This window comes from Halalkalibacter okhensis (assembly GCF_000787375.1).
Classification (GTDB): Bacteria; Bacillota; Bacilli; order Bacillales; family Bacillaceae_D; genus Halalkalibacter; species Halalkalibacter okhensis.
On record NZ_JRJU01000013.1, the window covers coordinates 48,797 to 63,603 of the forward strand.

Below are 14,807 nucleotides of genomic sequence, written 5' to 3' on the forward strand. Positions count from 1 at the left end.
AAACGATCTTTTTTAGAAAGGGAATCCGTTTTGATGTAATTTTTCCAACTCAGAATGAATATATTGTTTCTCTTCCTCTGAAAACATAGAACCCAAAGGAGCAAGCTTGTATACTCCATCATGATCAGTTAATATAACTGTTCCTGCTGGAATTCCTTCCACAGAAAAATAATCGTTCATAATTGCTACATAGGCTTGCGAAACGTCATTTAAGACACTAGTTAATACTAAATCTTCTGCAATATACGACTGATCATCTAAATAGCCAATGATATTAATGCCATGTTTTTTTGCTTGTTCAATTACATCTCGGTTATACGCGTTACCTTTAGAATAAACTACATCTACTCCCTCTTCAATCAAATCTTCTAGTATTTCAACAGCACGCTTCCCGTCATCTCGACTACCAACGACACTATAATAGAATATAGAATCAGGATTATAGTATTTCAACCCTTTTTCAAAATGTTTTTTTTGTTCCCTAGTATCAATTGGATCTATAACTCCTACTTTATTATTCTCTGTTTTTAACGAAGCTGCTAATGCCGCAATAAATTCAACTTTTCCTTGATTGAAAGTGTATACAGTTTGATTCTCATGCTCTGATGTGCCATGTATTGTTACAAAATGCGTATCATTATACAAGGGGGCTAATTTAGTAAATACAGTTGAAAACTCTCGGCCATGTCCAATAATTACATTTGAATTTTCTTCAATTGCCTCTTCAATTGTTCGTTCAATTAATTCCTCTGAATCAATTTCGCTATATAAAGAAGCAGTTACTGGGAATTTCTCTTCTATTTCTAATTGCCCCTTATAAGCAAGACTCCCCCAACTTTGGTCAATTACTTGATCTGATGTAATGATCGCCACTTTTACATTCTCATCATCGGTACTACTCACGGTTTCAAACCCAAAGAGTAAGGAGCTAATTCTCAGTAATAGCAAACATATAAATAAAATTGCAACAACCAAGGTGATGAGCAATAAAATTCTAGATTGTTTAGATTGTTGCAGCATAAGTACTCTCCCTTTTTCTCTCTATTTAAAATTAATCTTACTGAAAAAAAGATAAGTGGTCTACCTTTTTTCTATTTTATTCGACAAAATTCCACAAAGTCCACTGTTTTCATGCGGATGAATTTATGCTTATAAGTTAACATAATATCATTATAGAAAACTTAGTGGACTATGTGGTTATTGACGTTTCGTTTAGTGCTACTTCACATTAACCGACCCAAACAAAATACACAATACTAACCGTAACAAGAAGATACAATAGATTAAGCGGAATACCTATTTTCAAATAATCAGAGAATCGATATCCACCAGGGCCGTAAACAATGAGATTCGTTTGATAGCCAATTGGTGTAGCAAAGCTCGCTGAAGCAGCAATTGCAATAGTCACAAAAAATGCCATAGGATCAATAGCAAGTTGGTTTGCGACATGCAGTGAAATCGGAAACATTAATACGGCGGCTGCGTTATTTGTAATAATCTCAGTAAAGAAACTTGTTAATAAATAAACAACAAACACAGCCCCTAATACACCAAAGCCCTTTGTTAATAATACGAATTGATTAGCAATTAACTCTGCTGCTCCTGTCGTTTCAAGTGCAATCCCAATTCCAATCGCACAAGCAATAACAATTAAAACATCAAATTGTATATACTTTCTTGCTCCTTCAAACGAAACGGTCTTCGTCAAAAACAAGACTACAACAGCTAGAACAGCCGCTTTAAACATTGGTAATATTTCAAAGGCAGCAAGTAATATCATCAATATCAAAGTAAAGAGCGCAATATACGATTTTTTCGCATCTATAATTTCAGGTTGATCAATCGATGAGAGTAAATAAAAGTCATTTGAATTGGACCATCTAGTAAGAAAATCTTTATTTGCTAACAATAGCAATGTATCCCCAGGCTTTATTTTGATATCTCCAACCTTATTGTTAATTCGTTCATCATTTCGATGAACTGCTACGACCCCTGCATCATACTTACTCCTAAACTTACTCTCCTTAACGGTCTTTTGAATTAAAGTAGATTGATGAGACACGACCGCTTCAACTAATGAGGCACTTCCATTCTGCAAATCTTCTAATTTTAAATCTGTTCCTGTCTCCACAGTTAGACCACGAATATTTTGCAATTCAACAATCGTAGAGAATAGACCGGTAAAAATTAAACGATCGTTTTCTTTTATTTTATAAAAGGAAGGAACAGGAGCCGTTCGTTCACCATTACTAATTACTTCAATTAAATATAGTCCTTTTAAATTTCTTAACCCTGCTTTTTCAATTGACTTTCCGATGAGAGGTGATTGTGTTTCGATTATAGCTTCCGAAAGATATTCTTTTGAACTTTCTTCAAATGCTTCCTCAGATGTTTTTCGATCAGGTAGGAGCTTGTAACCTATCGTGACCATAAAAAGGATACCAAAAATACTTGCAGGAATACTAACTATGGCTAGTTGAAACATCGAAAATCCACTCATTCCTTTTTCTAACATAAATCCATGTATGACTAAGTTCGTTGATGTTCCAATTAGTGTCCATGTTCCACCAAAAATCGCGGCATATGACAATGGCAATAAGAATTTAGATGGAGCAATATTATGATCTTTACACCATTTTCGTACAACGGGTGTAAACATGACAACGATTGGGGTATTATTTAAGAATGCTGACATGCCAGATATCGGTATCATCATTTTTATAAGAGACATTCTCGGACTCTTCCCTGTACTCAAAGCCTTCACAACTAGCTGATTCAGAGTTCCGCTTTGCTTTACAGCCCCTGCGACAATAAATAATAAAGCTACAGTTAACATGCCTTCATTCGAAAACCCTTTCAGGGCATCCACTGGGGGTAAAATTCCAGATAATAATAAAACCGCTAACGTACAAAACAAAATAAAATCTGGTCTCGCTACTTCTTTAATTAGACAGATAAGCATACCAATCACGACAGCTAATACAAATACAACCTCGAAGTTCATCTTATCCATCTCCAATCTATTTTAATCCAATAAGTCCGATGATTTTAGTGTGATTTATTCGTAAAAAAGAAGGCTTAGTCTTTTTATTATTGATAAAAAGACTAAGCCTTCGGTCGTTCCAATCAGCTTTGTAAGATTTACTTTTTTAATGTTCACCATAGTTATTCTTTATCATTATATTATTCTGTTAATTCACATCTGTCAAGTAGGTTTTAAAAGGTGGAAGAAATATTGATAAAAAAACTCCACTTTCTGCATCTTGTGCAAAATAGTGGAGTTTTTATTTCTATCTAAACAGTTTAATCACTTTATTAAAGATTTTTTTATCCTCTGAGTTCATTTTCTTACTGATTGAAGAAGAGGGTAATTTTGACTTCTCTATTGAGTCTAAAGAAAGAATTTGTAAATAGAACGGTTTAGTTCTTCGGTCTCCCCTTAGATACCCTTTTAAAAAACTGATCTTATCAAATGAACCAGTTATCTTACCCTGATAATCCCATTGAATTTCATTATTATAAATTACATCCATCTTTTCCTTTAAAGCCAGCGCTTCTACAATTGCTTCTTGTGGAGTATTGAAGTATGAATTGCGCCTTTTTAAGCCAGTCCTCTTAAAACCATCGCCCGCTTTTGCTTGATAAACTGTATTAGTCATATTATATTGGTCATCCTTTCGTATTTGGTCTCACGCCTTCTGAATAGTGAGTCTTTACATTAGAAGACCAAAGGGTATTATAACAGTATATCCTATATTACCAATATTTACTACAAAATAGAAAAAATTAAAATAGAAAACAATAAAAATGAACATAACTTGAATTAATATGAGATACTATAATAAGTAATTGTAGTAACCTAAACTAATCGTGTTTTACCCGATAAAACATGCATTAGACTCCTATCTCAAAATTGAAAGTTGGTTTTTTTATGAAAAGCAAAAATAAGTTTCAATCTAATGAAAAAGTAATTTTAAAAGCAACTGGCGAAACCCTTACCATTAACAAATTTAGTTATGTGCCTAATATGAAAAGATACTCCTACACTTGTTTAGAGCACCCAAGCACATTTTTCTTTGAAGAAGAAATGCGCCAGATAAAATAACCCTTATGATAACCCGTTTAAAAACGGTTCTTCTTGCAATTCCATAAGATGGCTGTTATGATAAATTTAATTATTTTTGTTCGGATAAACTGATAGAATTAAGACTTTCTGAAATAAGTGGTTTTGTCTTGATGGGTTATGCATGGGCAAGGATAGTAATAAATTGTGGATAATCCACGTTGGAGGCAATATCATGACACAAGGTACAGTAAAATGGTTTAATGCAGAAAAAGGTTTCGGTTTTATCGAAGTTGAAGGTAGCGATGATGTATTCGTACACTTCTCTGCAATCCAAGGCGAAGGTTTCAAAAGCTTAGAAGAAGGTCAAACAGTAACATTTGAAATTGAACAAGGTTCTCGTGGACCACAAGCTGCTAACGTTCAAAAGTAATAAAAAGACTCCTTTATGGGGTCTTTTTATTTATATCATCAAGAAATACCTGACCATTTGATCTACTATACAATTAGAGCATATAAAAAAGATATAATCAGTAGTAGCAATGAACTAAGTAACAAAGGATTTAGTGAAAGTAACTTACTTCCTTCTCGTGGAACATGATTCCCTAATGTCTTCATTGCTAAATGCGCTTCATTCGATAGGCCACTTGTCGATATTAATAAAGCGACTGCTCCAACAATAAAAGCCACATTGACGATCTGAAATGCAAAATACCAGCCTATTAGAGCGCTAACCACAATTAATATAATCAAAAGAACCACTGTGTTACCGATGTATTGTCTAATGTCATACAACTCCTTTCAACTCCATATATTTTATAAATGAATATGATAATTGTAAAGAACAAATCCATAAAAAAGAGGGCGCTGAAATATCAATAATGATCAGTACCCTCTTTTTATAAAATCCTTTTCTTCTTGACTATTACTCAACAATGAATTCAAAGTTTGCTAGAAGCTTCACATCTTTTCCTACTAGTACCCCACCTGTTTCAAGCGCCGCATTCCATGTTAAGCCATATTGCTCACGGTTGATCTTTCCTTCTACATCAAATCCAGTGACTGTGCTTCCATCCATTGGATTTTTAGATGTGCCGTTATATTCAATAAAGAACTTTTCTTTCTTTGTCACATCTTTAATCGTAACATTTGCTGTCATTTCATATTCTTCGTCAGAAAGTTTTTTAATGGATTCGCTTTGAATTTTAATAGCTGGGAAACTATCTGCATCAAAGAAGTCGGGTGAACGAAGATGAGCATCGCGGTCTTCATTATTTGTATCGATGGAAGATGTATCAATCTTTACATTTACACGTAACCCTTCTAAATGATTAAGATCTCCTTCAATCTCTACATCAAAGTCTTTAAATTCGCCTTTTGCTTTTGAAACCATCATATGCTTCACCTGAAACCCGACACCACTGTGAACTTTGTCTAATTTAAAACTTGTCATTATAAAACCTCCACTGATTAAATTATATATTTTACCTGTATCAACCTAGCTACCTTTTATTAATTTACTTACTTTATGTAATTAACTATATATTAGTTGGATATTTCCGTCAACTTTTTTCAAAAAAATCTCCTCATTTGTTTAATTCCAAATCAGGAGATCGTCGTAAAGACGCAATAGCAGTAAGCATTACGTGTACAGTTGCATTTTATTATCATACTATGAATCTATGAGTAGTTATTTAACACCACATATATCAAAAATTCAAATCCAGCTTCTTCACATTGCTGCTCGGGAGCTAAAACATTCAACACAATTTCTCCCATTCTTTTTTGCTTCATACAACGCTTCATCAGCTTGTCTCATCAGTTCAGAAATCAGGTGAACATCACCGTTCCACTCAACTATTTTACTAGTAACGCCAAAACTTGACGTTACGTGAATTTCCTTTTTATTAATAACTATGTAACTATTTTCAATTTTCATTCGTATAGCCTCAGCAATTTGATTCGAATGAGGTAAATGAGTATTTGGTAAACAAATGATAAATTCTTCGCCACCATATCGACCAATGATATCTGTTTCCCGCAAACACTCCTTTGCTATTTGTGCAACATACGTTATTACGATATCTCCAGCTTCATGTCCATACGTATCATTGATACTTTTAAAATGATCAATATCAAACATGATAAAAGAAACATTTCCACCTACCTTTTGATAATCAGCAACCGTTTGTTCAACTTCTTTCACAAAAAATGTCCGATTATACACCTGTGTTAACCCATCTATACTTGCCAGTTTCTGAAGCTGTTCTTGCATCTGCACTCTCGCTGTAACATCTACAAAAGTAATGATTTGTCCTATTTGTTCATTTGTTTTGCTTAGAACCGGCGAAAAACTTATATGATAATATGTAACTTTATCATCCTTAGAAGATGTAAAATCCACCTCTTCTTCTGAAAGAATAAGGTCTTTAAGTTTTTGGTCGTGATGTAGTACTTCAATAATTGATTTCCCAATAGCTTTAGCGTTAAGAAATGGAGTAACTTGTAAAATAGCTTGATTATAATCGACAATGATATTACTTTGGTTTAATACAACTACCCCCTCTTTTAAGCTTTCAAATACTTTATCCCTAGCAATTGGAGCTACATTAAACATTTGAAAAGATATAAGTGCAGCCCCATGAAACAAAAAGGATATACTCATCGAAACCGGCCCAAGATCAACCCCGTATGGACTTAGCCCAGTAAGATAGAATACACTACCTACAATTGGAATAATAAGTCCAGCTACCATCATTAAAATTTGTAGGCGAAATCGAAGTGTAAGCTTTCTTAATTGGATAAGTAAAATTAGTATGCTTAAAATAATACATATATATAGATAAATAGAATGGATATAAAAGAAAGGTCCCCCTTCAAGCAAAATGATGGGAAAGGGAGTATCGCTTCTTAACATCATAGATTTATAATATAGATGATGGAACTCATTTGTGAAATGCATTGTAATCGTAATTATCGGTATTGTGTACATAACGTATGGGAGCCAACGGGGTTGCTTGAACCCTACATACTCCATACACATAAATAAGATGAATACAGGTATAAAGGGGAGTCCAATGTATTCCATTCGCAGCCAAAATTTAATCTCTTCAATGGACGTGCTTGTTAATTCTAATGCATAAGCAAATGTAAATATAGCAGACATAAACGTCGCTAAAATATAATATTTCCCACCTGGCGCATATTTAATTTTTAAGATTGCATAAACGCATAAAAAAAGGCTTAACATACCACCAAATATTCCTAATAGAATATATACTAATACTTCCTGCGCCATCATCATCTTCTCCATATAGTTTTCATTATTATATAGGGAGAAAAACGTGAAGACTAGTCTTATTTTTTCAAAACTAATTCCTATTTAGATTTCACCCTCATAGAAAATGTTTCGTGTGTTATTTCTAGACAAGAACTGTTTCTTTAAAGATACCCTTACATTCCTTCTTTAATTGAACTAAAGTGTCTTCAATGCTGCTTGATTTTTCTATTATCCTTGAGTACATTGGTACAAGTGAACTGTTGACACTTTTTTCATACATTACGGTTACAATTTCTTCTGTTGTTGCCGTTTCAGTTTCGTCTACACAAAGCTCAAACTGCTCCCATAAAACATAATAATGTGTTTTAACTTCTTCCCTTAAATACTCTTTCGCGTTAATTAGCTCTTTCGTCACCAATGTTATCACTCTTTCAATTCGTATTTTTGCAGTTTGTACTATATTAATACATCGATGAGAAGAGACCAGGTACTTACTGCAATATTTTCTAATTCAATTATAGATAAACGTTGCTCCCTTAATCTGTGCGATTCGTCACATCCATTTCAGCTAATTTTCATTCGTATTCACACAAGAAAAAAGAGTTGTCCAAAAGTTCTATTTTTGAACCTTTGCCCAACCCTTCCGTTAAATCAAGACTTACCTTCCCTTTGTTAATGATTGAACTAGTATTTTGACCTCTTCTTCAGACAAGGTCACTCCTTTTCCCATTTTTGAATGATCTGGTGCCCAGTCTCTAATATCGTACTTAGGCTCTCGTCCATTCCAACTAATTAGATTTAGCTCTTTCTTCCACCCTTTTGATCCTTCTGATAATACAGCTATCGTTTCAGCAATTTCAAATTTTATTTCTGCCATCTTTTCAATTAATCCTCCAATCGTTTTACCTTTTCAGGCGTTCACATGCACGAGTTCAAATCGTTCACATACAAGTAGCATATCTTCTGAATACTCTAATCCGATTTCTTTTAACTCATTTTTAAAAAATGTTTCATGTGCACTTTTCCAATATTGGTATGTTCGATCTCCTTCTCCCTCAGCAATGGCAAACTCTTCAGGAACTTGATTAAAAGGAATAATTTCTACTTTCACCGTCTTAATCAGTGCAACTGGAACATCTTTACTGTTTAAAATAATGCTATAATCATCCACTTTTGGCAATGGTTCATCTTCCATTTTGTAAAATATAAACCCAGAACATGTAGCTGTTTTGATGCCTTCAATGACTAATTGTGCCAATCGATCTGGATCCGAGCCAAATTGCCAAGCGCTTACCGCTTGGGGCTTCACCTTTTCTCCCCAATATTCATTCCAATAATTTTTAGCCTCTTGATTCATTACTTTTCCCTCTCTTTGTGTCATTCTTTCAATGATCACTTGCTTTTTTATTCTTTGTATAAACATTGTGATGAGTAGTATCCACATATAACTAAAAGTAAAATAGACAGTGGGTATATGTCAAATTCCACCAGGATCTGTGCGTTTATTTCGTTTTTAATCATGTCTAAGACCAGTAGCAGAAGTACCGGAGAGATACCAAGCCAGATAAATTTTGAAAGATGTAGCTTCCAATCTCCATAAATTCGATATTGCTTAATTAGATGTGGACTCGCAAGTAGAGCTCCAAACAAAATGAATATCGTTATCAGCGTAACAACCGATAATACGTTTGAAATTGTTGATGTAGAAATGAATAAAGACAGATTTAACCTATTTGTTAGATTTATCAATAAATTTGATACGATAAAAAAAATACACCAAGCTAGTAAGGCTATGAAACACTTCATCGTCTCTCCCCCAAGTTGCGACGAATTTATTTCGACACTATGTTTCTCCACTCATGATTTTTAGCCTTTATGCCGATGATAAAAATAGACTAACAAATAGTAGATCGCACTAGTTGCAGCAATTACTACTCGAAAAGTGATTAAATGTTCCCATGAATATTCTTCAATATAAAAAGTCGCATCTAAAAACGACGCTAAAAGTAACCCTCCAAAAATGAAAATTCCTATTACATACATTAATTTATCTACTTGTACAACTTTTACCGCCTTTTGTTCCACAACTCTCAACCTCCTTTTAAGCGCTTTGTTTTATTAGTCAATCATTACTTGCTGCTACAAAGTCTTCGTTTTTTGTCACCTGACTTCCCCCCATGTCAGTATGTTCAGATTGTTTTGTTCGACTAAGATAATGGATAGACCCTAACATGAACCACATATATGCCACACCTATTAGTAAAGCCCTTGGAATTGTTTCACCGACTGAATGGATTGATTTAACATCCGAAAAAAACGAACCACCTCCAACTTTATCAAAGTAAAAGAACCCCGCTAAAATGACGTAAAATATAGTTACGATTAAAAATGCTTTCATCTCCATCCTCCTGACGATAAATTGGATATTCTTCTTTATACGAACGATCCAATCTAAAGTTTCATTTTTATACTATGAAAGTAGTTTATGAAACATGTAAAATTCACATCTAAAAAGAGGAAGGAAAATGATGACAAAGAAGGTCCGTATTCCTATATGCCCATAAGTAGTCACATTAAACTGTAGTTCATTTGAAATAAAATATATGGTGGATAGAATTTCTAAAATTTCCTAAAGTAAAAAGGTTGCCAACAAAATGGAATTTCCATTTTGTTGGCAACCTTGGATCATTCATTGGTTCGCTACATCTTTTTAGAGGCTAAAGAGATGTGATTTCGCCTCTAAAAGTATTGGTAACGAACGAAGTCATTGTCATATTTTTCTTCCTAACTTTCAGGCAGCATCAATTCTTATTTTTGACTTTTTCTATTCCTTTTTTGTGCACGCTTATCAGCTTGTTCCATTCTAGTCATCGCCTCTTTATCTTTTGTGTCAGCTAATTCCTCTGAATATTCTACTTCATCATATTGGCCTTGTGGATTATTTTTGTTCATGTTATCGAATCCTCTCTCTAAATATTGGAATGATAAGGCACACTCCTTATCTGAAATTAGTATTTACATCCAATATGAACAAATGAGTGGAAGATTTTGGTTACAATACATATTGATTATCTTTCAAGGGAATGATAATGAAAGGCTTATTTGAAAGTAGGTTGATAAGCATGTATAACATTTTTCTAATTTTATTACTCCAAATTATCTTGGTTCCCGTACTTTCACTAAGAATTATTTTTGTCGTGAAGAACATGACTATTCTCGCTTCTGCTTTTGGATTCTTAGAAGCATTAGTACATATCTTTGGTCTTTCTATTGTACTTAGTGGAGAACAAAGCATGGCTGAGATGCTAACATATGCAATTGGTTTTGGTGCCGGCATTTATATCGGAGGGTATATTGAGAATAAATTGGCTTTAGGCTATACCACTCTCACAGTGAATTTGCTAACAAGAAACACAGCTTTAATATCCACACTTCGTAACGAAGGCTTTGGAGTCACTGTTTTTGAAGGTATGGGAAAGGATAGTTCTCGATATCAATTACAGATTTTAACCAAAAGAAGCATGGAAAACAAACTTATTCATATGATTGAGGAATATGAACCTCATGCCTTTATTATTTCTTATGAACCTCGAAAGTTTAAAGGAGGTTATTTACTTAAAGGAATGAAAACAAAACCGACTAAACATAGAACTCTGTAACTGTACTTGGTTAGATTTCTTCTGACCTTTTTGACAACCATTCTTGTAAAAATTCAGGTATTTCTCCAGTCATCGCAAGTGTAACATGCCCACCCTTTACCCGTTTGTACAATTTATCCGGACTGGATACTTTTTTAATTAAAGGTAAGCTGAGATTTTCCGGTACAAGTTGGTCACCACTAGTTGAGATAAGAAGTAAATTCGCATTGATATTTGACAATAGAACGGGTTGCTGATTAATGATTAGCTCGTTATTAATCAATTTATTATCTCTTATAATATCATTTATAAGCTTTTTTAATGTAGCGCCTGAAAACGGTATATGCCCATTCACCCAACGATTAAATAACCGCCACTTCCTTACAGAATCTGGATGATCAGCACGTTGAACAAGTGATAAATAGGAGCTATACGTAAATGGTGACGTGGCTAATCTCATCCCCCATCCAACAATTTTTGCAGGAATAACTCCGTACTCACCTAAAAGGTCATCCACATTGATTTTGTTATTTTTTAACTGATCGAACCATTGTGGCATCCAAGGGGAATCGCTAAAATTAATAGGCGGTGCAAAAAGAATAAGATTCCTTATAGGTTCCTTTGCCAGTGCAGTGTAAATGGTTGCTAATGTTCCCCCTAAACAGTAACCTACTATACTAATTTCATTCGATTTTGCATGTAATAATGCTCTTTGAACTCCTTTTTCAATATAGGTCAAAATGTAGTCATCAAGTGTTATGTCGTTATCCTCATAACCTGGCTTTCCAAAATCAAGCAAATATACGTCATATCCTTCTTTTGTAAATGCCTCAATCATGCTCAAACCTGGTGCTAAGTCTAGAATATAGGATTCATTCATTAATGAATATATTAAAAAAAGAGGTATCCGATATTTTTTATTAGAAGAAGGGTAGTACCAAAGTGTAGATTTGTTTTTCTTCCAAATTAATTCTTTATTTGTTTGACCATATTGGGGTTCAGGTTCGAATAATACGTTTTGGATCCCTCTCCATCTCTTGATTTGCCTTCTTCTTCGTTCCTTCACTCTTCCCACCCCTTTGCTTTATTTTTTTGTACTCGTTGCATTAAGGATGTTATTAATAAGAGTTTGTCTTAGTTGTTCTTTAGTATGCTTCTTTTTGTATTCAGTTTTTTTCTTCTGAACAGGATAAATAGACATTTTCTCTTCTAATAAATCTATTTTTTCTTCAATTTGCCTTGCTAATTTTGCTACATTCGCTACATCGTCTTTTGTTGGAACATTTAAATAATGGGTAATAATATTCATGTATTCTCTTATATCTCTCATTATTCTCTTATGATTTTTTGTGCCCAGCTTGACAAGTTCCATCATTGCTTCTTCAGATAATAACTCTTTCAACCAGCCATTCAACTTTTCTTCTGATTTAATTCCCGTTTGTTTAACAAGATTCAGAATATCAACCATCTCAGCTTTTCTTTTGTTCTTCTTTTTCTTAGCCATTTTTATTTCCCCTCTCCTTTATAAGTACACGACTACTATTTCTATATTCATTGAGTTCTACCATTGTCTATAGATTTGTCTATAATATGTGCCTATTTCTATCAAATTGAACACATATCATATGTAATGTTCCGCTATGATACAAGCCAAAAAAAGCTAGAGACATAGACTAAACTTGGCTCATTACTTCGATATGGCAAGGAGGAATAAACTAGTGACTAATAACAAGAAATACGTACCTAAGAGCCCGAATGGAAATTGGCTGACTGGTCATTTAAAAGATTTTCAAAAGGATCCACTCGGTTTCTTATCATCGCATTCTCAAGATTATAAAGATATAACTCAAATTCGTTTCGGTCCATTCACAAAGGTATATGTCGTATCAAATCCTCATTTAATTAAAGAAATACTAGTTACAAAACAAAAAAGCTTTATTAAGTCACACGACTTACGTGTTCTAAGAGATGTAGTAGGAGAAGGACTATTGACCAGTGAAAAGGATGTTCATTTACGGCAAAGAAGGCTTATTCAGCCCTCTTTTCAACACTCTCATATAACGAATTATGCTACAGATATGATTGAAACAACGCAAAAATATCTTGAAAAATGGCAAGATGGTCATCAATATCTTATGACCGATGAGATGATGAATATCACGCTTGGAATTATTAGCAAAACGATGTTTAGTATGGATTTTGATGAAGGTGTCAAAAAAATCGGTAAACCAATTGAGACATATATGAAGTTAGCCGTTAAACGAATGCGGTCTCTTGCTCCATTCCCATTATGGGTCCCTACCCAAAGAAATCGAGAGTATAAACACTCGATTGAATCTCTAAATAAAGTTATCTATTCAATTATTGATAAAAGAAAGCAAGATCAGGATGTGTATCATGATCTTCTTGGTGTTCTATTAAATGCAAAAGATGAAAAAGATGGCTTAGGAATGTCCGATGAACAATTAAAAGACGAATTAATGACCATCTTTTTAGCTGGGCATGAGACAACAGCAAATGCTCTTTCTTGGACACTGTATCTCCTTTCTCAAAATTCAGAAGTTGAACAAAGATTACATGAAGAAGTAGAACGAGTGATTGGCAATAGTCCTATAGAACCAAAACATTACAGAGATTTGCAATATACACAAAATGTGATCTGGGAATCTCTTCGCTTGTATCCTCCAGCATATGTAATTGGTAGGGAAGTAGATCAGGATGTAGATATAGGGGGCTATTCCTTAAAAAAGGGCGACATGATTCTTATGAGTCAGTATGCTATCCACCGTAAAGAAGACTATTTTGAGCAACCAAATGCATTTATACCTGAGCGCTTTGAAAATAATTTCATCAGGTCGATACCCACGTATGCTTACTTTCCTTTTGGTGGTGGGCCAAGGGTCTGTATTGGTAATCATTTTGCTATTATGGAAGCCGTTTTAGTCCTAGCTTGTATTGCGCAACGGTTTAGATGGAAGCTAGCACCAGACCATCATGTTATCAAACCTCAGCCACTCATCACATTACGGCCGAAACATGGCTTACGGATGATTGTAGAAGAAAAAAGGTGAAGATTTCTTTTAAAAGAAATCTTCACCTATCGTATGATACAAGTTCCTTTATATTCCCTTGGACGAATTAACTTATTATCTATAATTTACTTTCATAATAATTTCATCCGCTTCTTCTTGTGTGATACCAAATTTTTCTGCAGTTCGTATCACCGCTTCTTCATCATCCATTCCTTCATTATAGACAAGAGTTGTCCAATAGAAGTAGACATCTAGCTCTTCTGCAGTAGGATATTCACCTTGTTCATAATCTTTCGGTAACTTTTTTCCTGTTGCTGAACCGAAGTCAAATACGAATTCGTGCGTTGAGTAATCGCCTGCTACAACGTCAGCTGCCTTAGTCCAATCTCCTTTTGGGGCATATTCGAATTTGGCCAATGTATAGCCTTTGCCTACTTGCCGTTCATCATCAATAACCCAAACAACAACGGCATTAAATTCCTTCCCTTCTTTCGCTTCCTCTACCACATCCATAACGATAGCTTCAATTGCTTCCTTCCCAATATAAATGTTACTTGGAACAACCCAATAGGCAAATCTTATAGTATTTCCATTGCTCAAGTCTTCTTCTTCAACAATTGTATAACTAGGAACACCTTGTTGATTTTCTTCTGCCATCTCTTTCTCTGTTGTTGTTGTTGCTGTTGCTTCTGCACATGTCCATACAAGCAATAGACTTATTAAAAGAAAGCTCCGATACATCATCTTCTTTTTCCTATTCACTTTTTAACCCCCTTGATTTTTTACAAGAGTTC

Annotated in this window: 19 protein-coding genes; 4 read left to right on the forward strand and 15 right to left on the reverse strand. The window is 34.2% G+C overall.

Going from position 1 to position 14,807, the window contains the following annotated elements; all coding sequences use genetic code 11:
• Nucleotides 1–12: 12 nt before the first annotated feature.
• The 3 genes from LQ50_RS11070 to LQ50_RS11080 all read right to left on the reverse strand — a co-directional run bounded on the left by LQ50_RS11070 (nucleotide 13) and on the right by LQ50_RS11080 (nucleotide 3,659).
• A complete protein-coding gene (locus LQ50_RS11070; protein WP_237563693.1) occupies nucleotides 13–1,020 on the reverse strand; it encodes a BMP family ABC transporter substrate-binding protein in 1,008 nt (335 codons plus the stop codon).
• A 208-nt stretch (nucleotides 1,021–1,228) separates the two neighbouring features.
• Complete coding sequence (locus tag LQ50_RS11075) at nucleotides 1,229–3,004, reverse strand: SLC13 family permease (RefSeq protein ID WP_034629117.1); 1,776 nt, start codon at nucleotides 3,002–3,004, stop codon at nucleotides 1,229–1,231.
• Nucleotides 3,005–3,290: 286 nt separating this feature from the next.
• Nucleotides 3,291–3,659 (reverse strand): hypothetical protein, encoded by a 369-nt coding sequence (locus LQ50_RS11080; protein ID WP_034629120.1) that lies wholly within the window; start codon nucleotides 3,657–3,659, stop codon nucleotides 3,291–3,293.
• Between the two features lie 272 nt (nucleotides 3,660–3,931).
• Here LQ50_RS11080 and LQ50_RS25765 point away from each other — a divergent pair, with 272 nt between their 5' ends.
• Complete coding sequence (locus tag LQ50_RS25765) at nucleotides 3,932–4,105, forward strand: hypothetical protein (protein WP_202595371.1); 174 nt, start codon at nucleotides 3,932–3,934, stop codon at nucleotides 4,103–4,105.
• A gap of 193 nt (nucleotides 4,106–4,298) precedes the next feature.
• Nucleotides 4,299–4,496 carry a cold-shock protein gene (locus LQ50_RS11085; RefSeq protein ID WP_034629123.1) on the forward strand — a complete coding sequence of 66 codons (198 nt, stop codon included), beginning with the start codon at nucleotides 4,299–4,301 and terminating at the stop codon, nucleotides 4,494–4,496.
• A gap of 65 nt (nucleotides 4,497–4,561) precedes the next feature.
• On the opposite strand, the gene LQ50_RS11090 is transcribed toward LQ50_RS11085, so the two are convergent.
• The 9 genes from LQ50_RS11090 to LQ50_RS24925 all read right to left on the reverse strand — a co-directional run bounded on the left by LQ50_RS11090 (nucleotide 4,562) and on the right by LQ50_RS24925 (nucleotide 10,295).
• On the reverse strand, nucleotides 4,562–4,858 hold the full coding sequence (locus LQ50_RS11090) for a hypothetical protein (RefSeq protein WP_034629125.1): 297 nt from the start codon (nucleotides 4,856–4,858) through the stop codon (nucleotides 4,562–4,564).
• A gap of 130 nt (nucleotides 4,859–4,988) precedes the next feature.
• Nucleotides 4,989–5,516, reverse strand: coding sequence for a YceI family protein (locus LQ50_RS11095; protein ID WP_034629127.1), 528 nt, complete (start codon nucleotides 5,514–5,516; stop codon nucleotides 4,989–4,991).
• A gap of 279 nt (nucleotides 5,517–5,795) precedes the next feature.
• Complete coding sequence (locus LQ50_RS11100; RefSeq protein WP_034629129.1) at nucleotides 5,796–7,361, reverse strand: histidine kinase N-terminal 7TM domain-containing diguanylate cyclase; 1,566 nt, start codon at nucleotides 7,359–7,361, stop codon at nucleotides 5,796–5,798.
• 124 nt (nucleotides 7,362–7,485) lie between these two features.
• Nucleotides 7,486–7,758, reverse strand: coding sequence for a hypothetical protein (locus LQ50_RS11105; RefSeq protein ID WP_152608201.1), 273 nt, complete (start codon nucleotides 7,756–7,758; stop codon nucleotides 7,486–7,488).
• Nucleotides 7,759–8,001: 243 nt separating this feature from the next.
• Nucleotides 8,002–8,220, reverse strand: coding sequence for a YdbC family protein (locus LQ50_RS11110; RefSeq protein ID WP_034629133.1), 219 nt, complete (start codon nucleotides 8,218–8,220; stop codon nucleotides 8,002–8,004).
• A gap of 33 nt (nucleotides 8,221–8,253) precedes the next feature.
• A complete protein-coding gene (locus LQ50_RS11115; RefSeq protein WP_152608202.1) occupies nucleotides 8,254–8,700 on the reverse strand; it encodes an ASCH domain-containing protein in 447 nt (148 codons plus the stop codon).
• 509 nt (nucleotides 8,701–9,209) lie between these two features.
• A complete protein-coding gene (locus LQ50_RS11125; RefSeq protein ID WP_034629137.1) occupies nucleotides 9,210–9,428 on the reverse strand; it encodes a hypothetical protein in 219 nt (72 codons plus the stop codon).
• A 37-nt stretch (nucleotides 9,429–9,465) separates the two neighbouring features.
• Nucleotides 9,466–9,741 carry a hypothetical protein gene (locus LQ50_RS11130; RefSeq protein ID WP_034629138.1) on the reverse strand — a complete coding sequence of 92 codons (276 nt, stop codon included), beginning with the start codon at nucleotides 9,739–9,741 and terminating at the stop codon, nucleotides 9,466–9,468.
• A 410-nt stretch (nucleotides 9,742–10,151) separates the two neighbouring features.
• Nucleotides 10,152–10,295, reverse strand: a complete 144-nt coding sequence (locus LQ50_RS24925; protein ID WP_084138725.1) for a YfhD family protein — start codon at nucleotides 10,293–10,295, stop codon at nucleotides 10,152–10,154.
• 170 nt (nucleotides 10,296–10,465) lie between these two features.
• Between LQ50_RS24925 and LQ50_RS11135 the strand changes: the two genes are divergently transcribed.
• Entirely contained in the window at nucleotides 10,466–11,002 is a 537-nt protein-coding gene (locus LQ50_RS11135; RefSeq protein WP_034629262.1) for a DUF2179 domain-containing protein, read from the forward strand.
• 10 nt (nucleotides 11,003–11,012) lie between these two features.
• On the opposite strand, the gene LQ50_RS11140 is transcribed toward LQ50_RS11135, so the two are convergent.
• Together LQ50_RS11140 and LQ50_RS11145 are read right to left on the reverse strand one after the other, a co-directional pair.
• Nucleotides 11,013–12,047, reverse strand: coding sequence for an alpha/beta fold hydrolase (locus LQ50_RS11140; protein ID WP_237563694.1), 1,035 nt, complete (start codon nucleotides 12,045–12,047; stop codon nucleotides 11,013–11,015).
• 18 nt (nucleotides 12,048–12,065) lie between these two features.
• A complete protein-coding gene (locus LQ50_RS11145; RefSeq protein ID WP_034629139.1) occupies nucleotides 12,066–12,485 on the reverse strand; it encodes a hypothetical protein in 420 nt (139 codons plus the stop codon).
• Nucleotides 12,486–12,699: 214 nt separating this feature from the next.
• On the opposite strand from LQ50_RS11145, the gene LQ50_RS11150 reads away from it, so the two are divergent.
• Nucleotides 12,700–14,052: a cytochrome P450 gene (locus LQ50_RS11150; RefSeq protein ID WP_034629140.1), complete on the forward strand. Its 1,353-nt coding sequence runs from the start codon at nucleotides 12,700–12,702 to the stop codon at nucleotides 14,050–14,052.
• Nucleotides 14,053–14,127: 75 nt separating this feature from the next.
• Here LQ50_RS11150 and LQ50_RS11155 read toward each other — a convergent pair whose 3' ends face one another.
• Nucleotides 14,128–14,775: a DUF4875 domain-containing protein gene (locus tag LQ50_RS11155; RefSeq protein ID WP_034629141.1), complete on the reverse strand. Its 648-nt coding sequence runs from the start codon at nucleotides 14,773–14,775 to the stop codon at nucleotides 14,128–14,130.
• Nucleotides 14,776–14,807 lie beyond the last annotated feature (32 nt).